This is a genomic window from Methylocaldum sp. GT1TLB (genome assembly GCF_051027445.1).
Lineage (GTDB): Bacteria > Pseudomonadota > Gammaproteobacteria > Methylococcales > Methylococcaceae > Methylocaldum.
Map to the genome: position 1 here is coordinate 845,420 of NZ_CP194898.1, position 23,777 is coordinate 869,196.

The following is a 23,777-nucleotide window of genomic DNA, read 5'->3' on the forward strand; positions in this document are numbered from 1 at the left end:
TATCGGCAAGGGATTGCCGACCTACTTCGGGCGCTACGCCAAACCGGAACATGCTCTCTAGCACGCCCTTGCGTGGACCCGGCACCAAACTTATCGGGAGTGTGTCATAAGCACGTTTTCGTCAAGTGAAGAAAATTAGGAGCAACCCCCATACCATTTCATCGATTGCCGAGCTCAAACCGGGGTCCGCCGCTGTCTATCGGCCCGATGCCGAGACGGAATCGCCGGTGGAGGAGCGGCTTTACGTTCGAGGGGATGAATTTTTCATCGATCTGGTGCGCGACATCAACGCGGCCGTCCGGGAGGTTCAGCTCGAGACCTATATTTTCGAACTGGACGCCGTCGGGCGCGCCTTCATTGCCGCGATGAGCCATGCCCATCAGCGGGGTGTCAGAGTCCGCTTCCTGGTGGATGGCGTGGGACTGCCGCTTGCCGGAGGCCGCTTGCTCGCCGCGCTCGAGGAGTCGGGATTTCCGTTCCGGATATTCCATCCGATTCCATGGTTTTTCCGTCATTGGCGGCACATGGCGGGTGGCCGGGCGGTGCCGCCGCGATTCTTGCAGCTATTGACCCGGCTCAACAACCGCAATCACCGGAAGGTCTGCACAATAGATCGAAGGATCGCCTGGATCGGCAGTTTCAATGTCTGCGCGCTACATCTTCCGGTCGCGCACGGCGGCGAAGAATGGAGGGACACGGCGGTTCGCATCGAGAACATCGACACCCGGCCGCTCGAACAGGCGTTCCGGCGCGCATGGAATCCTTGGCGCTGGCATCCTCTCCGACACCGAACGTCACTGCGGTCTCCCTTCCGTCTGAACGACACCCGGCGCCAGCGCCGCGCACGCACGAGGGAGCTCCTGCGGCGGATCGGCCGAAGCAAGCGGCGAATCTGGATCACCAACGCGTATTTCGTTCCGGACGAGCGTCTTCTGCACGAGATCAACCGAGCCGCGGAGCGAGGGGTCGACGTTCGCATCATTCTCCCGTCGATATCCGACATCTTTTTCATGCCGTGGACCTCGGCGACGTTCTACGGCAGTCTGCTGGATCACGGGGTGAAAATTTACGAGTATCAGCCGGGCGTTCTGCACGCCAAGACCATCATTATCGACGAGTGGATGACGGTGGGTTCGAGCAACATGAATTCGCGGAGTCTACGGCACGATCTGGAAGTCGATTACGTGCTGCGTCAAGCCGGTACGAAGGCAGCCCTGGCGTCTGCGTTTCTAAGGGATTTGAAGCACTCCAAGGAAATATCGCCCGAGGCTTACCCGAACCGGCCGTTATGGCAGCGCTTTCTGGCGCATTTGGTTCTGTTCGCGAAGTATTGGATTTGAAAGGGCAGTCGTCGGCAAAGGATTGCCGACCTACGTCTGCGCCGCCAAGTAGGTCGGGAATCCTTTCCCGACGCAGCGTCCCGACATGCGGCTCCGTCGGCAAGGGATTGCCGGCCTACGAACCGGCACCGCGAGGTAGGTCGGGAATCCTTTGCCGACGCAACGGGTTCGTCGGTAAGGGACTGCCGACCTATATCTACACCTGTAGGGTGCAGCGAGTGGACGAACCGCACCGATCACGACCGGCGAGATTCCTCGTCGCAGAAAATTGGTCGGCGCGTTCCGCGCACTTCCCGGAGCCGGGCTTACACGCTACCGCAGCGAGCGGCTCATTCCTCTGAACGTACCTTAAGCCATTCGGCGATCGCCGGCGGGATGTCCTTCTGCGAGCGGCTGCTGACGTAGATCCCAATGTGGCCGCCCTTGAAAACGATCGTGCCGTAATCCTTGGTGCCGACGTATTTCTCCAAAGGAATGGAAGCCGACGGCGGAACGAGATGGTCTTCGGTGGCGTAGACATTCAGCACCGGCATCTTGATCTGCTTGAGATCGATGGTCCGCCCGCCGATTTTCAAGGTTCCCTTGATCAACCGGTTTTCCTGATAGAAGCATTTGATGAACTGCCGGAACAGTTCGCCGGGCTGATCCGGACTATCGAAAATCCACTTCTCCATGCGTAGGAAATTCTTGAGGCGGTCCTCGTCCTCCAGAATGTCTGCCATATCCACGTATTTCTGGCCGGTCAGCCGGAACGGCTTCAAGGACAGGAAGCTCCAGTTGAGCAGCTCGCCGGGAATATTCCCCAGGGTATCGACCATCAGGTCCACATCGAGATCGCGATACCAGTGGCTCAATGTGTTGTCCGGCGTGTGGAAGTCGACCGGGGTCACCATGGTGATCAAATTGCGCACCCTTTCGGGGTGCAGGGCCGTATAGCACAGGCTCAGGGTGCCGCCTTGGCAGATCCCGAGCACGTTGATGCTGGGCAGGTCGTGCTGTTTGCAGACGAAATCGACACACCGGCGTATGTACCGGTTGACGTAGTCCTCCAGGTCGAGAAACCGGTCGGCTCCATCGGGATAACCCCAATCGATCAGGTAAACGTCGACGCCTTGATCGAGCAACCCGCGGATGATGGAACGGTCCTCCTGAAGATCCGTCATGTAAGGACGGTTCACCAAGGCATAAACGATCAGCAGCGGAACGGTTGAGACTTGTTCCCGCCGCGGGCGATAACGGTAAAGAACGAGTTTGTCCTCCCGGTAAACCGGATCCTTGGGGCTCGCTTCCACGTCGACTCGGCCGATCTTGCTGAGCGTGGTCATCCCGTTCGCGATTCGGCGGTTGAATTCAAAAAGCTCTTGAGTAATCTGTTCCGGGCGTAGCATCGCTCGCTCCTCGATAACTTAGGTAGATGTCTTGGCCCTCGTTCTGCGTGGCGCGCTGGGTGTTTCGCTCTTTTCGCCTCGCGCTTGCCCGCGCAGGTTTTCCAACTCGCGCTGCAAGGCCGAAACTTCGGCCCGAAGCTCCAGTACGCCGGATTCCTCCAGCGTCTGTTCCAACTGCCAAACCCGCCGCTGCAACTGATGAACGCGGCGGTGACTGGTGTCCAGCTCGCGGCGCGTCGGCATGTTGAATGCGCTGAGGGTCTCCTCGACCATCTTCTGTTCCTGGCGTTTTACGGCAAAGACAGCGTTGGTCAACAGGGTTTGAGCCTGGGTGAATTCATCCGAAGTCGATATATCGGTGTAGGCCTGTTCGCTACAGTCGATCCACAAGTTGTAAAGAGCGCGCAGACTGTCGAACGATTCTCTTTTTTGGGCTTTTTCGTAAAGCTCGTTGGCGAACAGATCGATGGCTTTCGCCGTTATTCCCGAAAGGGACAGAGCATACGCCTGGAGAGCCTGATAATAATCGAGCCATAGCAATCCCCAGCGTTGCAGCTCTTCCTGCCATTCGCGGGTATAGCCGATGGTCGGCATCGACAGGAGGCCAACCATGCCCTGGTGCAAGGTTTCCGGGCCGTATGGGGAGCCGAATCCGCGTACCGCCTTCTCCATGTCGCCCGGCAAGATCGAGAACGCCGAGCAGACGCGGCGCCAGTTGTCCAAAGGCATGCCCCAGAAGGTGGCGAACCCGGACCAGGGATCCTTGGCGGCCCGAAGCTGCTCCCCGAATTGTTCGTGCATCTGCCTGACGCTGCGGCTGAGCGCATCCCACTGGCTTTCCGCGCCTTGAGCGGCCCCGTAGCTGTTGGAAAGGATCTTCCACAATCCCTCTCCCATGCGGAAATAGGCTTTATTGGCGTCCAGCAGCTTTCCGATCGATTCGCGGGAGTGTCCCGGTATCAGGGGCATCCAAAAGGTGCCCCATAGATCGAAAAGGCGTGACCACGGATCGGCTGGCGCTTTCTCATCCGTCGCCCCGGGTTTGGATTCGAAGGTTTGCCGCGAAAGTTCGAGCCAGAGATCCCAGCTCTTCCGTTGCGTAGCGATCCAGAAATCGCCCCAGTCGAACGGGCCGGGTCCAGCTTCCGGGCCTGCTCCCTCGGAAGCCGCTCGAGGTTCTTCGATCGCCTTACGGGAAAGATCGGACCACGACTCCCAGTACTTGCGTTGCGTGTCTAGCCAGAGACGAGCCCAGGCATCCACTGGGGAGGAAGATTGATCAGTCATTCGAGTCTCCGTTGGTCGGATTTGTTACGGCATGACACCGTGTCGATACTATACCAGATCAATGTTGCGACGCAGCATTGTAAACCGGAGGTGAACCGCTTGTTTCCTCGCGGCGAAGACGTGATCGAAGCGTTTCGTTTTCGATACGCATAAATACATCTGGTCTGTCGTTTGCCAGTACGAAAATCGTCATTCAAAGACATCCGACCTGTGTTTCGCAGGCACGGTTCCCGAATCGGATCACTATTACTTTTTACACATCAATGCTCTTGCTGAATGTAAGTATTCCGGCCTATTGATCGGCTTGTCCCGCTCCGGTATGGTGCAGTGCACCACTGATACTGCCGGATTCCCAGTGTGTTTAAACCCTTGTTAAGGAGCTTGTGATGAACACTCGTCAAATGTGCGATCAATGGTTCGAGATCAACCGCGCGGCGTTCGATCCGTTGATGCGTTGGAACGAAATCGCCCTTCAGGCGGCCGAAAGGATGGCCGGTAATCGGCAAGTTTACGATCAATGGTTCGAGATGAACCGTATAGCGGTCGACCCGTTCATGCGGTGGAACGAGATTGCGTTACAGGCCGTCGAGAAAGTCGCCAAATGCAATTTGGCCATGGCTCAGGACTATTTGGAGATGGGAACGCGCCAGGCGCAATTGAATTGCGAAACGAGAGATCCCGACAAATGGAAGGACGGGGAACGGAAACTGATTTCCGAATTCGGTCAAAAGATCGCGGACCACGCAGGAGACTATCTGCGAGTGGCGAAGGAAACCCAGGACGCATTCAACGAGTGGGCCAATCAGACGGCGAAAGAAACCGCGGAGAGAGCGGCGCGCGCGGCCGAAACCACCGCGCGGGCCGGCGGCGAAACGGCCAAAGCCGCGGCCGGCGCCGAAGGGCAACAGGCACCGCGAGGAGCTCAGAAAGGATGAGTGACGGTTTGGATTGAGCGCATTTCCGTCAAACCGTAACGCGACGGGCCGGTTGTCCGCCCTCCGACACCGGCCCTTTCCTATTTCAAGGATTAAGTCTCAACAAGAGGTCAATCGATGCAAGATGTAGTAATCGTAGGCGCCGTGCGTACGGCGATCGGTAAATTCGGCGGCACTCTCGCCAATATTCCGGCCGTACATCTCGGAGCCAAGCTCGTCCTGGATCTGCTTTCCAAAACCGGCCTCGAGCCGCAGCAGATCGACGAAGTCATCATGGGACAGGTGCTCACCGCCGGTACCGGGCAAAATTCGGCCCGACAAACGGCGATCAAGGCCAATCTTCCGGTCGAAGTGTCGGCCACCACGATCAACAAAGTATGCGGGAGCGGCCTCAAGGCGATACAACTGGCCGTGCAGTCGATCCAGTGCGGGGACTCGGAAATCGTAATTGCGGGCGGGCAGGAGAACATGAGCGCGGCCCCTCACCTGCTGCCCAATTCGCGCAACGGAATCAAAATGGGCGACTGGACGCTCATCGACAGCATGATCGTGGACGGGCTTTGGGATGCCTTCCACGACTGCCACATGGGCTGCACCGCGGAGAATATCGTCGATCAGTACGGAATATCCCGGGAAGAACAGGATGCTTTCGCCGCCGCCTCCCAGCAAAAGACGGAAGCCGCGCAAAAGGCGGGGAAATTCCGGGACGAGATCGTGCCGATCGAAGTTCCGCAGCCCAAAGGTCCGGCCATCGTGTTCGATACCGATGAATTTCCGCGTGCGGGCACCACCGCCGAAGCGCTGGCAAAGCTGAAACCCGCCTTTCGGCCGAACGGTACCGTCACGCCGGGCAACTCGTCCGGTATCAACGACGGGGCGGCTGCGGTGCTGGTGATGTCCGCGCATATGGCCGAGCGATACGGTTTGAAGCCTTTGGCCCGTATCGCGGCCTTCGGCACCGCGGGTGTCGAGCCGGCGATCATGGGAACCGGTCCGATTTCGGCGACGCGGCGTTGTCTCAACCGGGCCGGATGGACCATCGATGATCTCGATTTGATCGAAGCGAACGAAGCTTTCGCGGCCCAGGCGATCGCGGTCAATCGCGAACTTGGATGGGATACCGACAAGCTCAACGTCAACGGTGGCGCCATAGCGCTCGGGCACCCGATCGGCGCGTCCGGCGCGAGGATTCTGGTCACCCTGTTGCACGAAATGCGCCGCCGCGACGTACACAAAGGCGTCGCCACGCTTTGCATCGGCGGAGGTCAGGGCATCGCCGTCGCCGTGGAGCGGTAGACGGAGATTGGAGGTCGATAAGCCATATCGGCTTTGTCAGGATTTGTACAACTGTTGGGAGAAGCCGGACCTGAGCACATTTGTCGGCAAGGGATTGCCGACCTACGATTTTCATAATTTGTAGGCCGGGGCAAGGGGGCAGCCGATCCCGGCATTTCCGAATGGTTCGGTCCGGCCCGGCCCAGCTTTATACCTAGCACGGAGGATTTTCTCATGAATGGACGAGTGGCCGTCGTAACCGGGGGAACCGGAACTATCGGCACCGAAATATGCAGGCACCTGGCCGCGATGCCTAGCCGCGTCGTTGCCCTTTGCCGTCCGCGGGCGCTAGACTGTGTCACCGACGCGTGGGAGGCGGCGCGCAAGAGCGAAGGCTACGAGATGCACGCCATGGAATGCGATGTCACGGATTTCGGGCACACCACCGCCGTGTTCGAAGACATCGCGCGCAAGTACGGCGGGGTAGACGTTCTCGTGAATGCCGCAGGCGTCACAAGCGACGCAACCTTGCGCAGAATGACGCCCGAGCAGTGGCATACGGTGCTCCGTACCAATCTCGACGGCGTGTTCAACACCACGCGCTGCATCATCGAAGGAATGCAGGATCGCGGCTTCGGCCGCATTATCAACATCTCCTCGGTGAACGGCCAAAAGGGCCAGTTCGGCCAGGCGAACTATGCCGCCAGCAAGGCCGGAATTCACGGGTTCACGATGTCCGTCGCTCGCGAAGTCGCGAAAAAGGGAGTTACCGTAAACACGGTATCGCCGGGTTATATCGAATCGCCGATGATCATGAGCGTCCCGGAAGAGCATCGCGCTAAAATCCTGGCGGAAATCCCGGTCGGCCGGTTCGGTCGGCCCTCGGAAGTCGCCCGGCTGATAAGCTTTTTGGCGGGTGATGAGGCTGGATTCATCACGGGAGCCGATTTCTCGATCAACGGCGGCCAACATATGGGGTAGGCCGCATGACAACCCCGGAATATGAGCAACGCATACAACGAACGCATCATCAAGAAATATCCCAACCGGCGCCTATACGACACGGCCATCAGTAAATACGTTACGTTTGGGGACATCCGTGGACTCGTAAGAGACGCTATCAAGTTCCGGGTGGTGGACGCGAAAACCGACGAGGACATCACCCGGAGCACTCTCTTGCAGCTGATCCTGGAAGAAGAGGAAAAAGGCCAGCCGATCTTCACCACCGAGATTCTGGAACAGATCATCCGGACCTACGGCAATGCGATGCAAGGCTTCATGACGGCCTATCTCAAGGAAAGCATGGATGTCTTTCTAAAGCAGCAAAAGCTGATGCAGGCCCAGATGGCAAATCTGATCAAGAACGCTCCCTTGTCCGTGTTTACGGAGTTGACCCGGCAGAACCTGAAGCTTTGGCAAACAATGCAGGACGGCTTTTTCTCGGCATACGGACTTGATAAAGCGAGCGGGACTAACGATGGAAAGGACGAAGAAAACAAACGCCCTTACCCTCTTCCAGAGGGAGAGGGGACTAAAGGCGATTCGGCGTAAGTCCTTTACGGTATGGCTCGCGGCAATCCGCGCCCAACCCACCCTACAGCGGTTTGTCGGCAATCCCTTGCCCACAGCCGGTCACCCGTCAGCCGATCCACACGCTCTTGATATTGGTAAATTCCCGCAACCCGTAAATACTCAGTTCCCGCCCGTAGCCCGAATCCTTCACGCCGCCGAAAGGCATGCGCGGATCGCTCTTGACCATGCCATTAACGAAAGCGGCGCCGCATTGGAGTCGCCGCGCAAAGTCTTCGCCCCTGGCCCGATCGCGTGTCCAAACCGATGCGCCGAGGCCGTAGCGATGCCGGTTTGCGATTTCAAGCGCTTCCTTCTCATCGCTCGCCCGCAACACCACGGCGACCGGTCCGAACAGCTCTTCCTCGTATGCCGGCATTCCGGGTTGTACCCGATCCAAGATCGAGGGCCGGTAAAAATAACCCGGTCCTTCGATCGGCTCGGAGCCTGAAAGAATGACCGCTCCCTGCCGAACGGATTCGATGACCGCGCGATGGACTCCATCGCGGAGATCGCTCCTCGCCATCGGGCCGATCTGGGTTTCTTCCCGTGCAGGGTCGCCGATCGCCAGCGCGTCGACTTTTGATTTGAGCAACGCCAGGAATTCATCCGCGATGGATTCGGCCAGAATGAAGCGCTTGGCCGCGATGCAGCTTTGGCCGCAATTTTGGAACCGCGCGGTTACCGCGGTCGTCGCGGCGAGTTCCAGGTCGGCGTCGGCCAGAACGACGAAGGGGTCCGAGCCTCCGAGTTCCAGAACCGTCTTCTTGAGGCTTTTTCCGGCCAAAGCCGCTATCCGCCGTCCCGCCAGTTCGCTCCCGGTCAGGCTGATCGCATGAACTCGCTTATCTTCGATGACTTTTTCGCTTTGGGCGTGAGAGATTCTGAGCCACTGAAAGACGCCGGGCGGTACTCCCGACTCCAGGAAAACCTCCTCGATCGCTTCGGCGCACTGGGGTACGTTGGAAGCGTGCTTCAGCAAGGCGCAGTTGCCCGCCGCCAGTACCGGCACGGCGAACCGGAATACCTGCCAGAAAGGAAAATTCCAGGGCATGATGCCCATCACCGTTCCGAGGGGCTGAAATGCCACGTAACTTCGGCTTGCGTCGGTCTCGACCGGTTCGTCCTGCAAAAAACTTTCGGCATTTTCGGCGAAGAACTCGCAGACCCACGCGCATTTTTCGATTTCGGCGCGCGCCTCGCGAATCGGTTTTCCCATTTCGAGGGTGATTTGCGCGGCATAAGAGTCCGAACGGTTTCGCAGCGCGGCGGCGACTTTTTCCAGCCGTTCGCAGCGGTCGGCGATTCGAGTCGATTGCCAGGCCGGCGATGCGTCCGCCGTCAGTCGCAAAGCCTGTTCGAGTTCGCTGTCGGTCCACGAGGCATAGCGCTTGATCATCTCGCCAGTTGTCGGGTTGATGCTTGTGAAGTCCATCGTTCTCCTCGCTGATAGGGAGTGAGAGCGGCGTGTTATCCAAAGGCTCTTGGAATTCGCACGCCTAATTCGGGATTTGTCCCAGTATTGGACCAGCGGTATGCGCGAGAGTTATGGCCTACGGCTAGGCCGGAAACGTCTCGCTCATTCCGGTCTTCTGGCGAGTCAGACACGTTTTTGGTAACGGATCGGTGACTGGGTTCTGTAGGCCGCGATAAGGGGCCAGGTGCTGTAGGTCGGCAATCCTTTGCCGACGCCGGGAAGGAATTCTCGGCCTGCGGCATCCAGTGGATGCTACGCCAACCGGAAAAGTTCTAGAGCAGGACCGCCGTGAACAAGTCTCCGGCGAACCGCGGTTACTGGACCAAAGCCAAGAGAACGCCGGCCGCCACCGCCGAACCGATGACTCCGGCCACGTTCGGCCCCATGGCGTGCATGAGCAGGAAGTTGTACGGATTACTCTCCTGCCCGACCTTGTTGGCTACCCTAGCGGACATCGGCACCGCCGAAACGCCGGCCGCGCCGATGAGGGGATTGACTTTGTTTTCGCTGAACTTATTCATCATCTTCGCCATGAGCACACCGGACGCGGTGCCGAAGCTGAAGGCGATGGCTCCGAGTACCAGAATGCCCAAGGTTTCCGGCCGCAAGAACTGCGCCGCGCTCAGTTTCGATCCGACCGAAAGCCCCAGAAAGATCGTGACGATATTGATCAGCTCGTTCTGTGCAGTCTTGCTCAAACGCTCGACGACGCCGCATTCGCGCATCAGATTGCCCAGGCAGAACATACCGATCAAAGGCGCGGCCGATGGCAGCAACATCGCGGTGAGGATCAGCAAGACCACCGGAAAAATGATCTTTTCCTTGCGGCTGACGATCCGAAGCTGCGCCATCTCGATCAAGCGCTCCTCGGACGTCGTCAAGGCGCGCATGATCGGCGGCTGAATCAGGGGCACCAAAGCCATGTAGGAATAAGCCGCCACCGCGATCGCGCCCAATAGTTCCGGCGCAAGCTTGGAGGCGACGTAAATCGCCGTGGGCCCGTCCGCTCCGCCGATGATGGCGATGGCTGCGGCATCCTTGAAAGAAAAGGTGAGGCCCGGAACCAGGTTCAGCGCCAATGCCCCGAACAAGGTTCCGAAGATGCCGAATTGCGCGGCCGCTCCCAAGAGCAGGGTCTTGGGGTTCGCCAGCATGGGCCCGAAGTCGGTCATCGCCCCGACGCCCATGAAGATGAGCAGTGGGAAAATTCCCGTTTTAATGCCGTAGTAAAGATACGACAGCAGCCCCCCCTCCTCTGCGATACCGGCTACCGGAATATTGCTCAACACGGCGCCAAATCCGATGGGAAGCAGGAGCAGCGGCTCGAAACCCTTGCGAATAGCCAGGAAAATCAGGAGAAAGCCGACGCCCATCATGAGCACCTGGCCAATCTGGAAATTGGACAATCCGGTGCTTTGCCAAAGCTGGATGAAACCCTCCATCGGTTACCTCATCCCAGGGTCAGCAAGACATCGTTGGCCGCGACGGTATCGCCGACCTTGACCGCGATGTGGCCCACCGTTCCGCCTACACGCGTGCGAACCTCGGTTTCCATCTTCATGGCTTCCATCACCACCACGACCTCGCTTTCCGTAACGGTCTGGCCTTCCTTGACGTTGATCCGAAGAATATGCCCGGCCATAGGTGCCTTCACCGCTTCCCCCGTACCGATGCGAACGGCGGGCTGCACAGCCGACCCCGCGACAGGTTGCACCGACGTGATGGCACCTCCCGGAGCGACCTCGACGTGATAAACCCTGCCGTTGACCGTGACGGTATAGGCCTTGGCCCCGTCCGAGAATGCCGCCGCCTGCGTAACTTCGGCTCTCGGAGCTTCGGGCTTCGGAGTCTCCTCCGTTCCCGGCGCCGGCTCGAAAGCCGAAGGATTGCCGCGGTTCTGAAGGAAGCGCCAACCGATCTGGGGAAACAGCGCGTAGGTCAGCACGTCGTCCACTTCGTTTTCCGCCAGCTTGACCTTGTGCTCGGCAGCCATTTTCCTGAGTTCCGCCGTCAGCTTGTCCATTTCGGGCTCCAGCAGGTCCGCCGGCCGGCAAGTGATCGGCTCGGAACCTTCGAGCACCCGCTGTTGTAACTCTCTATTTACCGGAGCAGGCGTCGCCCCGTATTCGCCCCTGAGCACGCCGGCGGTTTCCTTGGCAATCGTTTTGTAGCGCTCGCCCGACAGCACGTTGATCACGGCCTGGGTTCCGACGATCTGCGAAGTCGGCGTAACCAGCGGAATGAAGCCCAAATCTTCGCGAACCCTCGGAATCTCTTCCAACACTTCGTCGAAGCGGTCCAGAGCCCCCTGCTCTTTCAACTGGCTTTCCATGTTGGTCAACATGCCGCCGGGAACTTGCGCCACCAGGATGCGGCTGTCGACACCCTTCAGGCTGCCCTCGAACTTGGCGTATTTCTTCCGGACCTCGCGGAAATAAGCGGCAATCTCTTCAAGAAGGCGCAGATCCAGACCGGTGTCCCGCTTATGCCCCTGATAGGTCGCCACGATGGCTTCGGTGGGGCTGTGGCCGTAGGTCATGCTCATCGACGAGATCGCGGTGTCAACATTATCGATGCCGGCTTCCACCGCCTTGACGATGGCAGCGGTGCTGAGCCCGGTCGTCGCATGACACTGCATGTGAATCGGAACCTTGACGGCCTTTTTCAGCTTCTTGATCAGTTCCTCGGCTACATAAGGCTTCAAGAGTCCGGCCATGTCCTTGATGCAGATGGAGTGCGCGCCCATGTCCTCCAGGCGTTTCGCCAAGTCGACCCACATCGGGATGGTATGCACCGGGCTCACGGTGTAAGAGATGGTGCCCTGGGCGTGCTTGCCCGCATTGATCGTCGCTTTGATGGCTCTTTCGAAATTGCGCAGGTCGTTCAACGCGTCGAAGATGCGGAACACGTCCACGCCGTTTTCCGCCGCCCGCTCGACGAACTTGTCCACCACGTCGTCGGCGTAATGACGATAGCCGAGCAGGTTCTGCCCGCGCAGCAGCATTTGCAGTCGGGTACGAGGCAGCGCCTTTTTGAGCGCGCGCAAACGCTCCCACGGGTCTTCGCCCAAATAACGAATGCAGGCGTCGAAGGTCGCTCCCCCCCAGCTTTCGAGCGACCAGAAACCGACTTGATCCAACTTGTCGCAAATCGGCAGCATGTCCTCGAGCCGCAAACGGGTAGCCAACAGGGACTGATGCGCGTCGCGCAGAACGACGTCGGTTATGCCTAAGGGGTTAGCCATGGAACAAACTCCTAAGTTCTTCTCTGTATGTTATTGATTCTGGTACCGGTGAATGGCCGCCGTTATGGCGGCTACGATTTCGGATTGATCCGACTCGACATCCGGGGCCTGGACAGAAGCGCCTGGAGCGTGTTCCGGTTCGGGTACGTAGCGATTGAGCAATTTCGATGTAATACCGATTACCCAGACCAGCAACGCTAAAAAGAGATACACGATCGTCATGCCGATCAGCATGAGCTTGATACCGGAAAGCAGCAATTCGGCTATTGAATATTCCATGTCTCGCAAAAGCTTTGAGCAAACGGACGAATGATAATGTGCAAACCGGCGAAAGTCGAACGGGATTGTCACGGAATTGCAGCAACTCCCGAGTCCCGGAGCGCTTGACTGCACAGGGATGCTCGGCCTTGCGAGCGAGGCGGGCTCGGGTGAGATTAATTCGCCGTGGGGCCGGCAGAACCGCCGCCGACGGCTTTCCGATTGCTGCGAGAATTACGGATTTCGGCCATGGCCCTATCGGTCGCGCCGACCGAGTGCTATCGGCAGAGGTTGCTTGAACCCTGGTACCCTGCCCCGCTAGTCCTCCGGCCAGAAATTCCGGTTTAGGCAGCTTGGATTATTTCGCCAGAGCCTTGCCGGAATGCGGTTTACCGTGGGTATGAACTGCCTTGTCGGAACCGGGTTTGCCGTGGGTATGCGAAGTCTTGTCGGAATCCGGTTCGGCATGGGTATGCGCAGTTTCGTCGGAGGCCGGTTTGTCATGGGCATGCGCAGTTTCGTCGGAGGGCGGTTCGTCATGGATATGCACGGCCTCCTCGGAATCCGGTTCGCGATGAGCATCCAAAGCCATGTCCGAGCCGGCTGGGCGATGCTCGTGGCCATCGTGATGATGATGGTCGTCTGCGGCCTGTAGGCTTTTTACCCCGACACCGTGCTGGTAGACCATCAATCCTCCCAAGTCCGCGGCAAAAACGATGCCGGCGAGGACGATCGCTCCCAGGAACAAGTGTAAAGTCTGGGCCATGGCGGAAAATCGTTCTCTACTGAAGAGGCGCCAAATGGCCAGGGCCGATGACAAACCTGCCACTGTCAATCCCAGCCTTTCATGCCATTCCATGATGTCGTGTACGGCGCTGCCGTGGGGAACGGTGTCTTCCGCGATCAAACCTGCGACAGCGGCCGCGATGGCGCCCAAAGCCCCCAAATAAAGCATCCAGCTTGCAGCATGCCGCAGACCCGGCTGTCTTAGCACCACGCCTATGAGCTCGAGCAGAAAAAAACCGGTCAGAAAAGCGATCGGAAAGTGGACAATTAGCGGGTGCCAATTGGTTCCCAGCGCCTCGATGCCGGCAAACGGATTGCCGGAAGATCCGGACTCGAGCGTCCGGGAAACGGTGTCGAGCGCGCTCTCGACAACCATTAGGAATCCGCCGCCATTTCCGTCGCCGGCTCCGTGCACGGCGGGGGATATGAAGTGTCCGATCAAATCCGGACCTGGAAAATTGAACATGATCGCTTCCGAATACTGAGTTGAAGGTCAAATGGGGTCGTTGCCGAACTGTCGGAGACGTTTTCTTAGTCGCCCTTTCTTAAAACAAGTTTCGCAGAGAACGCCTGGAATCGAAACCGTACCCCACTTTCGCTTCGTTTTCCGTCCGCGATCTCCTTATCGATATGGAATCTGAAAAGCCCACACCGGGTATAACGTCGCGCTGGATCGCTCATCAGGTCAGGCCCGGCGCACCTGGGGCAATCAATGAACCGATGGCATACGTCACGATGCCGGCGATGCCGCCGATCAGCACCATGCGCAGACCGCCCAACAGAGCACTCCGGCCGGTGAAGAGACTCAAGCATGCCCCGATTGCAAACAAACTGACTCCGGCTGAGAGACCCGCGATCTGAACGCCTCTATGCATGTCGAACCCCAGGAGAAACGGGATGAGCGGGATGCTCGCGCCCCCTGAAAATGCCAGAAAAGAGAACAACGCGGCGCCCCAGGGCGAACCCAAATCGTCAGGATTTACGCCCAGTTCCTCGCGCGCCAGAAGATCCAGGGCGTTTTCCGGGTCGCTCATCATCTGTCGGGTGGCGCGGCGCGCCTGCTGCAAACTCATGCCGCGGGCCGCATAAATGACCGCCAGCTCCTCGACTTCTTCTTCCGGGAACATCGCGAACTCCGCCCGTTCGAGATCGATCTGGTATTCGAACAACTCCCGCTGCGACCGCATCGACACATACTCCCCCGCCGCCATGGACAAAGCGCCGGCCAACAAACCGGCGATGCCGGCCATCGCCACCATCCCGGTCCCCGTGCTCGCTCCGGCCATACCCAAGATCAAGCTGGTGTTCGACAACAGTCCGTCGTTGACGCCGAATACGGCCGCCCGCAGGTTGCCGCCGGCCACCCCTTTATGGCGCCGGCCTACATCTTCGGCGCTGGTGGGCATCGCATGGCGTGTCTCCAGCCCTTGGCCCGAATAGGCGGAAAGCCCCCGGATCTTCATGCTGGCCAGAACCGGGCGCAGGGCCTTCGGGCCGAACGCCCGAACCAGGCGGCCGATCAATCGGGCCCGCGGCGTCGGCTTGAAAGGCGGCAACGCGGAACCTTCCGCCTTCAAACGGCTCTCCCAAAGCGCAGCTTGAGTGTCGGCCTGTTCGGCGAGCTTGCGAAACAAACGCCGCATCCGGCGATTGTTCTCGGCGGCGGCGATCACGCGATACAACCAGGCTGATTGCTTTTCCTGAAACCAACTGTTGAGAAGGGACATGGGTCTGGAATGATGGGAATATCGGTGTGGGACGGGCGTCGGCGTAAAACCTTGTTCGTTGCACAGCCTCCATGGGCATAATACCGACTCTGAGGACGAGAAGACATCCGGGATGTATCTTCGTTTGAAGGCCGAGTCATCACTCGAGCTCAAGCCGGTCGATCGTCCCGATTTGAGTGCGGGATTCACAACAGGGAGACAAGAGCAATGAGCTTTACCGCAGACCAGATTCACGCCGGCCAGGCCGTCTATACCCGACCTATCCTGAAAATCTACGACCTTGCCGTGCTCGGGCTATCCAACCGACTGATTTGGAAGTGCCCAACTCAGCGACTCGTAGAGCATTACAACAAACACGTCACGGCGAATCATTTGGATGTCGGCGTCGGCACCGGCTATTTTGTGGATAAGTGCCGCTTTCCGATGCTGGTACCGCGCGTTGCACTGATGGACCTCAACGAGACCTCGCTGGATTTCGCCTCCCGGCGCATCGCCCGATATCAGCCGGAAACCTATGTCCGCAACGTCCTGGCACCCATATCCATCGACGAGCCGAAATTCGATTCGGTCGGGATCAATTACCTGCTCCACTGCCTTCCGGGGCCCATCGAATCCAAGGCGGTCGCTTTCGATCACCTCAAGGCGCTGATGAATCCCGGTGCGGTCCTGTTCGGTTCGACCCTGCTCCAGGGCGGCGTTCCGCGAAGTCGATTCGCGAAGCGCCTCATGGACATCTACAACAAGAAGGGAATCATGTCGAACGCGCACGACAGTCTGGACGGACTGAAGGCGGCGCTTAATCAGCGGTTTCGCGAGGTTTCCGTCGAGGTCGTCGGATGCGTGGCTCTTTTTTCAGGGCGCGCTTGGGGCTGATGGCGGTTGGCCATCTCTACCCTGGCGCGACGGGCAAGAAGGAGAGACCTAACTTCCGCCAGCGTAGCCCGGATGAAGCCTTGCTGAATCCGGGATGATCGGTGCTCCGACCTTCCCGGATTTCACTGCGTTGCATCCGGGCTAGTTACTGAGTACTAGCGAGCACTCAACAGATCCTCGGCAGTTGTTCGCCGCTCGGAAGGTCGAGTACGCGGACGATGCCGTACGGGTTGCGCAGGCCGACTCGCCCTTCGCCCGCCGCGCCGACCCGCCCGATGAGAGACGCATCGCGCCCCAAAGGATGGGCGTGCAGCACATCCATCGCCCGGCCTACGGCGCTCGCCGGAACGAAAAGGACCATGCGGCCTTCGTTGGCCACGTAGAGCGGGTCGAAACCGAGGATTTCGCAGGCGCCCCGCACCGGCGTGGCGACCGGTATGGCGTCCTCGTTCAGCTCCATGTCGAACCCGGCATCCCTGGCTAGCTCCAGCACCGCCGCCGCCAACCCGCCGCGGGTCAGATCGCGCAGGCAATGCAGCTCGACGCCGGCCGCCAGCAATTGCATCACGAGGCCGGACAGGTCCGCGCAATCGCTTTCGACGGCGGTTTCGAAGCCCAGCCCTTCCCGCTCGGCGATGATCGCGACGCCATGGCGGCCGATGTCGCCGCTCAGCAGGATCGCATCGCCTTCCCGAATGCCGGCGGGGGCTATTTGCAGGTCATGTTCGATCAGGCCGATGCCGCTGGTCGCGATGTACAGCCCGTCCCCCTTGCCGTTTTCGACCACCTTGGTGTCGCCGGTGACGATCGCCGTTCCCGCCGCCTGCGCCGCGGCGTTCATGCTGGCCAGAACGCGCGCCAGATCATCGACCGGAAAACCTTCCTCGATCACCAGCGCGGCGCTCAGGAACAAGGGTTTCGCACCGCTCATCGCGAGATCGTTCAAGGTGCCGCACACCGCCAGCTTGCCGATGTCGCCGCCGGGGAAGAACAGCGGCTTGACCACGTAGCCGTCGGTGGTGAAGGCCAGCCGCTTGCCGCCCACGTCCAAGACCGCGCTGTCGTGGCGCTGGTCCAGGTGCGGGTTGGCGAAGGCCGGGCGCACCAGGCGCTCCAGCAATTGCTGCATCAGCCGCCCGCCTCCGCCATGGGCCATGACGATCTGGGCGTACTGGCCTATGGGCGCCGGGCAAATCAACCGGGTGTCGTCGCTCATGGCTTCAGGCGGCATCGCGGCGGTAGCGGTAATAAGCGGCGCAGGCGCCTTCCGACGAAACCATGGTTGCGCCCAGGGGATGTTCCGGGGTGCAGGCCGTGCCGAAGGCGGGGCACTCGAAGGGTTTCAGCCGCCCGGTCAAGACCTCTCCGCTGCGGCAGGGACCGGCGCTGGCAGTCTTCGGAACGGACAGCTCGAAGCGGCGCACCGCATCGAAATCGGCAAACTCGGGACGCAGTCCCAGGCCGCTGTCTGCGATGGCGTCCAGGCCGCGCCAGCTCAGTGTGACGGGTTCGAAAACTTGCTCCATCAGCGCCTGGGCCGGTCGATTGCCCTCCCGGCTCACCGCACGGCCATAGCGGTTCTCAACTTCGGCGCGCCCCTCTTCCAATTGCTCCACGCAGCTCAGGACGCCGCGCAGGATGTCCAGGGGCTCGAACCCGGTCACCACGATGGGCGCGCGAAAACGGGCGGCTATGGGCTCGTATTCGGTGTAGCCCATCACCGCACAAACGTGGCCCGCCGCCAGCAGACCGTTGACCCGGTTGTCGGGCGCCGATAGCAGGGTTTCCACCGCGGGCGGCACCCGGACATGGGCGACCAGCAGCGAGAAGTTCCGGACACCGAAGCGCTGCGCCTGCAACACGGCCATCGCAGTCGTCGGCGCGGTGGTTTCGAAACCCACGGCGAAGAACACCACCTGGCGCTCCGGATGTTCGCGGGCCAGATTCAGCGCATCCAGGGGCGAATAAACCATGCGCACGTCGCCGCCGCGGGCCCTGACCGTCAACAAGTCGTGTTGCGAACCCGGCACCCGCAGCATGTCGCCGAAGGAACAGAAGATGACGTCGGGGCGGGCCGCCAGCTCCAGCGCTTGATCGATGATCGCCTCCGGGGTCACGCAAACCGGGCAGCCGGGGCCGTGGATCAGGCTCAGCGACGCCGGCAGCAAGCGGTCCAGGCCGTGCTTGACGATGGAATGGGTCTGCCCGCCGCAGACTTCCATCAGTGTCCAGGGCTGGGTCTGCCGGCGTGCGATGGCGTCGGCCAGGGCCTTGACCGACGCGGCGTCGCGGTATTCGTCAAGATATTTCATCGGTTATGCCCTCCAATGCGGCAATCTCCTTCAGCACCGCCTGCGCTTCGGCCTCGTCCAGGCGCGAAATCGCGAAACCGGCGTGAACGATGACATAGTCGCCAACTTCGGCTTCCGGTACATAGGCCAGGTTCACCACCTTGACCACGCCGCCGAAATCGACCCGACCGGATCGCAGCAAGGGATCGTCGGCCTGTTCGATGGAGAGGATCTGACCGGGTACGGCTAGACACATGTGAGAAGCTCCTCGGAAAATGTCGCGGCGGCGATCTGGCCCAGCGCCAGGCCGCCGTCATTGGGGGGTATCTGCTCCGGCCAGTATACCCGCAAGCCGGCATTGCGGAGCCGCTCTGCGCACAGCTCCAGCAGCAGGCGGTTCTGAAAACAGCCGCCGGCCAGGGCGACGGTGGAAATCGGTTCGGCAAGTACGACGTCGGTAATGGCGGCCGCAAGGCTGGCGTGAAACCGAAAGGCGAGAACGGCCGCCGGCACGCCGGCCGCGTGGTCGTCCAACAGCGCCCGGAACAAGGGACGCCAGTCCAGCCGTTTCGGCTCGCCGTCGATCACGGGCATCGGATAAGTCGTCCCGTCGCCCTCCCCGCTTTGCTCCGCAGAGGCCTCCAGCGCCATCGCCGCCTGCCCCTCGAAGCTGACGTCCCGGCACAGTCCCAAAAGACTCGCGGCCGCGTCGAACAAGCGCCCCGCGCTGCTGCACCCGGGCGACCGCGTGCCGGTCTGCAGCAGCCGCAATAACGCAGTCAGATCAGCCGGTTTAAACCGCGGTTCCAGCGTGGCCGGCAAGTAGTCCGGCGTTTGCTCGCCGTGCAGGGCGTACAACACGCTTAGGGCCGATCGCCGCGGGTCCTTGATCGCGCGTTCGCCGCCGGGAAGGCACAGCGGCAGCAGGCCGGCGATGCGGCGATGACCGTCCGGGGCGATGCGCAGGAATTCCCCGCCCCACAGCGTGCCGTCTTCGCCCAGTCCCAATCCGTCCCAGGTCACGGCCAAAACCGGCGGCTTCAAACCGTGCTCGGCCATGCAGGCCAGCGCATGGGCAAGATGGTGAGGCACGCGCCGCAGCGGCAGCCCGGCGGTTTCGGCCCAGCGGCCGGCGGCGTAATCGGGGTGCAGATCGCACACGACCGACCGAGGCGGGTGGCCGAACAGGCACGGAAGCAACTCGGCGGTGGCGCGATGGCGATCCAGTGACTCCGCCGTATCGAGATCGCCGAGGTGCTGGCTCAAGATCACGCGCCTTCCGTCCGCATAGGCAACCGTGTTCTTGAGATGCCCTCCGGCGGCCAGGATCGGCGGCGTATCCGCATCCAGGGTCACCGGGCGCGGCACATAGCCGCGGGCGCGCCGCAACATCAGGACTTTGCCGTCGGCGATGCGAAGCACGGAATCGTCCAAAGGCTGCCGTATCGGCCTGTCGTGCACCAGGAAACCGTCGGCGATGCCGGCGAGGCGCTGCTGGGCCTCCTCGGGCGAAATGCAGATTGGTTCGTTACCCCGGTTGCCGCTGGTACAGACGAGCGGCGCGCCGAAATACCGCGCCAACAGATGGTGCAAGGGCGAGGCCGGCAGCATTAGCCCTAAGCGATTCTGGCCAGGTGCCACGTCGGAGGCAATTGCCGAAGACACGCCACGCCGTTTTAGCAGCACGATGGGCGCTGCGGGCGAAATCAGCAACCGCGCTTCGTGATCGGTCACATCGCAAAGCTCGCGTGCCGCCGCGAGGTCCGCCACCATCAGCGCCAACGGCTTGTGGGGCCGGTGTTTGCGCTCGCGCAGACGCTGCACCGCTTTTTCATCCGCCGCATCGACCAACAATTGAAATCCGCCCACGCCCTTAAGCGCCAGCACCTGTCCCTGCCGCAAGCAGTCGACGGCTTGCACCAACGCGTCGTCGCCATGCGCTAGCGTACGCCCAGCGGCGTCCCATAGAGCCAAAGTCGGGCCGCAGTTTGGACAGCAGGTGGTCTGGGCATGAAAACGCCGGTCCGAAGGATCGCGGTATTCCTCGATGCACTCGGCGCAGAGCGGAAAGCCCGCCATGGCGGTACGCTCCCGGTCGAACGGCAAGGCGTCCAGGATGCTGTAGCGGGGGCCGCAGTGGGTGCAGCTGACGAAGGGATAACGGAATCGGCGGTCGCCGGGATCGAACAGTTCCCGAAGACAGTCCGGGCATGGGGCCAGATCCGGCAGAGCGAACGGAGCGACTGCGCCATCCGCACGGCTCGCCGCGACCCGGAAATTTCGCTCGCCGACGGCGGGAACGCTTTCTACGCTGCAATCGACGATGTCGGCCTGCGGCGGGCATTCGCGCTTCAGACGGATTTCGAATGCCGCCAAAGCCGGCGCGTCGCCTTCCGCCTCGATGATGACCCCTTCCGGGCCGTTGGATACCCGGCCGGCCAAGTCCAGTTCCCGCGCCAGGCGGTACACGAAAGGCCGCATACCCACGCCCTGCACCAGACCGCTCAGCGTCAGCCGCCGGCGCTGCCGTCCGGCCTCGGCGGCAACGCTCAAATCCGCGCCCGAATCGCCGCGGCCTGACGCTCCAGTCCCGCCAGTCGTTCGGCCAACAGCGCCTTGCGGCGTCGTTCCAGCCATCCGTACCACTGGTCCATCCCTTCCCCCGTAGTGGCCGAAACACGGATCGTTTCCACGTCCGGATTGACCTGCTGCAAATAGCCGAGGCAGCGCTCGATGTCGAAACGCAGATAGGGCAACAGATCGATCTTGTTGATCAGGACCAGATCGGCGCGATGGAACATATCCGGGTATTTCAGCGGCTTGTCCTCGCCCTCGGTGACCGAGAGGATGACCACGCGGGCCGCCTCGCCCAGATCGAACATGGCCGGACAGACCAGGTTGCCGACATTCTCGATGAACAGGATGCCGTAATCGGCGGGCTTGAGATCTTGCACGCCATGGCCGACCATGTGAGCGTCCAGATGACAGCCCTTGCCGGTGTTGATCTGCAACACCGGAACGCCGGTGGCGCGTATGCGCTCCGCATCGTTCTCGGTCTGCTGGTCGCCTTCGATCACGCTGACGTCGAACCGCTCCTTAAGATCCGCGATGCTGCGCTCGAGCAGCGTGGTCTTGCCGGACCCGGGGCTCGAAAGCAGGTTCACGGTGAGAATGCCGTGGCCTTCGAAAAATTGCCGGTTGCCTCGGGCATGGGCGTCGTTGCGGCCGAGAATGTCCTGTTCGATGCGAACGATGCGCTCCTGGCTGAGACCGTCGATACTCAGTCCGGCAGCGCCTTGGCCGTGGTGATGATGGTGATGACCATGGTCATGGCCGTGATCGTGGGTATGCTCATGCTCCGAATCGTGGGCGTGAGCGTGATGGTGCTGATCGGCTTCGCCGCAGCCGCAAACGGTACACATGCTTATTCCACCTCCAAATCGAGAATTCTGAATTCCTCGCCCCCGGTCACTTTCAGGCGATGCCCGCCGCATGCGGGACACGGGTCGTAATATTGCGCGATTTCCACCGTACGATCGCAAGCAAAACACCAGGCCAGGCCCGGCGTATCGATGAATTCCAGTTCCGCTCCTTCGGCGATCGTGTCCCGGCTCACCGCTTCGAAGCCGAAGCTCAAGGCTGCACGATCGACCCCCGCGAGAGGGCCGACTAACAGTCTGACCTTCCGCACCCGCGCAAAGTGCTGCTTGCTTGCTTCGGTCTCCAGGATATCGATGATGCCTTGGCAGAGGGATAGCTCGTGCATGTCAAAACAAAGGGGTTGGGACGGGCCGTTCGGCCGGCTCCAGAATCAGCCGATGGTCGACGCAAGGGTCCACGACCCGCAAAAACGCTTCGATCCGTGCCTTGGCCGAATCCGCATCGCCGACCGCCGCGCCCAGCAGCGCCCGGTATACCAGGCCGCGGGGATGAAAATTCCAGTCCGTCGGCGCCAGAATACGATAATCGCAAACGCGACCGTCGGCCACCTCGACGCGATGTATGAGGCGGCCCCGTGCCGCCTCGGTTTGCGCGACGCCGATACCGCCGGTACGACCCGGCAGCGAGCCGGGTTCGATCGGCGCAAGCTGTTCGATACCCTCGATCAAACTGCGGACCAGCGAGTTCAATTCGACCATCCGCGCCAGCATGCGGGTGAACAAGCCCTTGCCGTAAACCGCCAAGGCCTCCCGTATCAGCGGGGCCGAACTCTGGCGGACCAAACAGCCGGTCTCGCGCGGTAGCTCGTCCCATTCCGGACATGTCGGACTCACGCGCATCGATCCCGGTCCGAGCGCCGCTTTCAGCATCGGATCGGAGAATGCCGGCAGCGCATCCACTGCGCAGCGGCCGAAATCGGGCCAGCCGGGCTGTAATGCGGGTCGCATCCACGCCACTGCCGCGCATGTATCGTGCTCCAGCCAATGCCGGACCGCTTCCAGGTCTGGCTGCGGCGTATGCCACAGACCGCCCAGCAAATGACTCACTAGAGCCTCGAGCTCGGTCGCCCCGACACGTAATTCAGCGGCATTCGGTTCGAAAGGCGCTGCCGGCCAGTGCACGGCATCGCCTCCGAGTGCCGCGATCAAACGCCGACACAGGGTGATCAAACGGGGCGGCCAAGGGGAAATTCGTCCGTCGGACGCCAACAGCAGATTCAGACTCAGTTCGCGAACCCGCTCCACCGTGGTCTGCAAGTCCCTAAGCCGCTCCAGATTCGGCGATACGGAAATATCCAGCGCATCTTCCAGCGCCCTAGCCGCGGCCTTGGCGTGCGCCTTCGGGCAGAGGGAAAACAGCCGCCCGAAGAGCGTGGGCACCGCTTCCGGCGGTTTGCCCAGCGCCAGGCGCTCGACCGGAAGGAGCGGCCTCGGCGTGATGCTCACGGACACGATCGTTTCGGAGGAAATGCCGCAGCGAATCAGCAGTTCCGCGGTGCCGATGTTAGTGCTCAACGGCCACCCTAGAGCAACGGTGAATCACGACCGCGCGACGGTTCGGCTATCAATAAAAACGACCGTATCAGCGCTGATCTCCCGAACAGTCGTAGGTCGGGAATCCTTTCCCGACGCAGCAGGTCGGCAAGCGGGTATTCGTCGGCAAAGGATTGCCGACCTACGAGAATCCCGGCGCCGCACGGTAAAATCCGCTAAACCTCCGAGCACGGCAGAAAGCCCGATTTCGCCCCGTCGCAACGGGGACAGCACCAGTTTTCCGGCAGGTCGGAAAAGGCGGTGCCGGGCGGAATCTGCGCCTGCACATCGCCCTCCTCCGGATCGTAGACGTGCCAGCAGACGCGGCATTCGAAGCGCGTTGCATCGGCCACG

At 60.9% G+C, this 23,777-nt stretch carries 22 protein-coding genes; 6 read left to right on the top strand and 16 right to left on the bottom strand.

What is annotated here, in order from left to right:
• Positions 1-125 precede the first annotated feature (125 nt).
• Positions 126-1,340 (top strand): phospholipase D-like domain-containing protein, encoded by a 1,215-nt coding sequence (locus tag ACR2R1_RS03645; RefSeq protein WP_434112701.1) that lies wholly within the window; start codon positions 126-128, stop codon positions 1,338-1,340.
• 329 nt (positions 1,341-1,669) lie between these two features.
• On the opposite strand, the gene phaC is transcribed toward ACR2R1_RS03645, so the two are convergent.
• Together phaC and phaE are read right to left on the bottom strand one after the other, a co-directional pair.
• Positions 1,670-2,728, bottom strand: a complete 1,059-nt coding sequence (phaC, locus tag ACR2R1_RS03650; RefSeq protein ID WP_077732268.1) for a class III poly(R)-hydroxyalkanoic acid synthase subunit PhaC — start codon at positions 2,726-2,728, stop codon at positions 1,670-1,672.
• Between the two features lie 18 nt (positions 2,729-2,746).
• Positions 2,747-4,015 (bottom strand): class III poly(R)-hydroxyalkanoic acid synthase subunit PhaE, encoded by a 1,269-nt coding sequence (gene phaE / locus ACR2R1_RS03655; RefSeq protein WP_434112703.1) that lies wholly within the window; start codon positions 4,013-4,015, stop codon positions 2,747-2,749.
• Positions 4,016-4,401: 386 nt separating this feature from the next.
• On the opposite strand from phaE, the gene ACR2R1_RS03660 reads away from it, so the two are divergent.
• From ACR2R1_RS03660 to phaR, 4 genes are all read left to right on the top strand, one after another.
• Entirely contained in the window at positions 4,402-4,950 is a 549-nt protein-coding gene (locus ACR2R1_RS03660; protein ID WP_077732266.1) for a phasin family protein, read from the top strand.
• A 117-nt stretch (positions 4,951-5,067) separates the two neighbouring features.
• Positions 5,068-6,246 carry an acetyl-CoA C-acetyltransferase gene (locus ACR2R1_RS03665; protein WP_434112705.1) on the top strand — a complete coding sequence of 393 codons (1,179 nt, stop codon included), beginning with the start codon at positions 5,068-5,070 and terminating at the stop codon, positions 6,244-6,246.
• Between the two features lie 213 nt (positions 6,247-6,459).
• The gene (phbB, locus tag ACR2R1_RS03670; protein WP_086133390.1) at positions 6,460-7,206 is read left to right on the top strand and encodes an acetoacetyl-CoA reductase; all 747 of its coding nucleotides are present in this window, start codon (positions 6,460-6,462) and stop codon (positions 7,204-7,206) included.
• Between the two features lie 21 nt (positions 7,207-7,227).
• On the top strand, positions 7,228-7,776 hold the full coding sequence (gene phaR / locus ACR2R1_RS03675) for a polyhydroxyalkanoate synthesis repressor PhaR (protein ID WP_077732263.1): 549 nt from the start codon (positions 7,228-7,230) through the stop codon (positions 7,774-7,776).
• Between the two features lie 88 nt (positions 7,777-7,864).
• Here phaR and ACR2R1_RS03680 read toward each other — a convergent pair whose 3' ends face one another.
• The 6 genes from ACR2R1_RS03680 to ACR2R1_RS03705 all read right to left on the bottom strand — a co-directional run bounded on the left by ACR2R1_RS03680 (position 7,865) and on the right by ACR2R1_RS03705 (position 15,286).
• Entirely contained in the window at positions 7,865-9,229 is a 1,365-nt protein-coding gene (locus tag ACR2R1_RS03680) for an NAD-dependent succinate-semialdehyde dehydrogenase (RefSeq protein ID WP_086133391.1), read from the bottom strand.
• A gap of 356 nt (positions 9,230-9,585) precedes the next feature.
• Positions 9,586-10,713 carry a sodium ion-translocating decarboxylase subunit beta gene (locus tag ACR2R1_RS03685; protein ID WP_077732261.1) on the bottom strand — a complete coding sequence of 376 codons (1,128 nt, stop codon included), beginning with the start codon at positions 10,711-10,713 and terminating at the stop codon, positions 9,586-9,588.
• Between the two features lie 8 nt (positions 10,714-10,721).
• Positions 10,722-12,515, bottom strand: coding sequence for a sodium-extruding oxaloacetate decarboxylase subunit alpha (gene oadA, locus ACR2R1_RS03690; RefSeq protein WP_434112708.1), 1,794 nt, complete (start codon positions 12,513-12,515; stop codon positions 10,722-10,724).
• A 30-nt stretch (positions 12,516-12,545) separates the two neighbouring features.
• On the bottom strand, positions 12,546-12,794 hold the full coding sequence (locus ACR2R1_RS03695; RefSeq protein ID WP_077732259.1) for an OadG family protein: 249 nt from the start codon (positions 12,792-12,794) through the stop codon (positions 12,546-12,548).
• 337 nt (positions 12,795-13,131) lie between these two features.
• Positions 13,132-14,025, bottom strand: a complete 894-nt coding sequence (locus ACR2R1_RS03700) for a DUF2231 domain-containing protein (RefSeq protein WP_434112710.1) — start codon at positions 14,023-14,025, stop codon at positions 13,132-13,134.
• Positions 14,026-14,239: 214 nt separating this feature from the next.
• Positions 14,240-15,286, bottom strand: a complete 1,047-nt coding sequence (locus ACR2R1_RS03705; RefSeq protein ID WP_077732257.1) for a VIT1/CCC1 transporter family protein — start codon at positions 15,284-15,286, stop codon at positions 14,240-14,242.
• A 207-nt stretch (positions 15,287-15,493) separates the two neighbouring features.
• On the opposite strand from ACR2R1_RS03705, the gene ACR2R1_RS03710 reads away from it, so the two are divergent.
• Positions 15,494-16,159, top strand: coding sequence for a class I SAM-dependent methyltransferase (locus ACR2R1_RS03710; RefSeq protein WP_077732256.1), 666 nt, complete (start codon positions 15,494-15,496; stop codon positions 16,157-16,159).
• A gap of 166 nt (positions 16,160-16,325) precedes the next feature.
• Here the strand turns inward: ACR2R1_RS03710 and hypE are convergent, their stop codons facing one another.
• The 8 genes from hypE to ACR2R1_RS03750 form a co-directional block, all read right to left on the bottom strand.
• Positions 16,326-17,357, bottom strand: coding sequence for a hydrogenase expression/formation protein HypE (hypE, locus tag ACR2R1_RS03715; protein ID WP_276205416.1), 1,032 nt, complete (start codon positions 17,355-17,357; stop codon positions 16,326-16,328).
• A gap of 22 nt (positions 17,358-17,379) precedes the next feature.
• The gene (gene hypD, locus ACR2R1_RS03720; protein WP_434112712.1) at positions 17,380-18,471 is read right to left on the bottom strand and encodes a hydrogenase formation protein HypD; all 1,092 of its coding nucleotides are present in this window, start codon (positions 18,469-18,471) and stop codon (positions 17,380-17,382) included.
• The gene (locus tag ACR2R1_RS03725; protein WP_077732254.1) at positions 18,458-18,706 is read right to left on the bottom strand and encodes a HypC/HybG/HupF family hydrogenase formation chaperone; all 249 of its coding nucleotides are present in this window, start codon (positions 18,704-18,706) and stop codon (positions 18,458-18,460) included. The genes hypD and ACR2R1_RS03725 overlap by 14 nt, the downstream gene beginning before the upstream one ends.
• Entirely contained in the window at positions 18,697-21,003 is a 2,307-nt protein-coding gene (gene hypF / locus ACR2R1_RS03730) for a carbamoyltransferase HypF (RefSeq protein ID WP_434112714.1), read from the bottom strand. Before hypF ends, ACR2R1_RS03725 begins: the two co-directional genes overlap by 10 nt.
• On the bottom strand, positions 21,000-21,872 hold the full coding sequence (gene hypB / locus ACR2R1_RS03735) for a hydrogenase nickel incorporation protein HypB (protein WP_086133397.1): 873 nt from the start codon (positions 21,870-21,872) through the stop codon (positions 21,000-21,002). Before hypB ends, hypF begins: the two co-directional genes overlap by 4 nt.
• 2 nt (positions 21,873-21,874) lie before the next feature.
• Positions 21,875-22,216 (bottom strand): hydrogenase maturation nickel metallochaperone HypA, encoded by a 342-nt coding sequence (gene hypA / locus ACR2R1_RS03740; protein WP_434112716.1) that lies wholly within the window; start codon positions 22,214-22,216, stop codon positions 21,875-21,877.
• A 1-nt stretch (position 22,217) separates the two neighbouring features.
• Positions 22,218-23,405, bottom strand: coding sequence for a nickel-dependent hydrogenase large subunit (locus ACR2R1_RS03745; RefSeq protein WP_133716072.1), 1,188 nt, complete (start codon positions 23,403-23,405; stop codon positions 22,218-22,220).
• Positions 23,406-23,599: 194 nt separating this feature from the next.
• Positions 23,600-23,776 (bottom strand): rubredoxin, encoded by a 177-nt coding sequence (locus ACR2R1_RS03750; protein WP_240502670.1) that lies wholly within the window; start codon positions 23,774-23,776, stop codon positions 23,600-23,602.
• Position 23,777 lies beyond the last annotated feature (1 nt).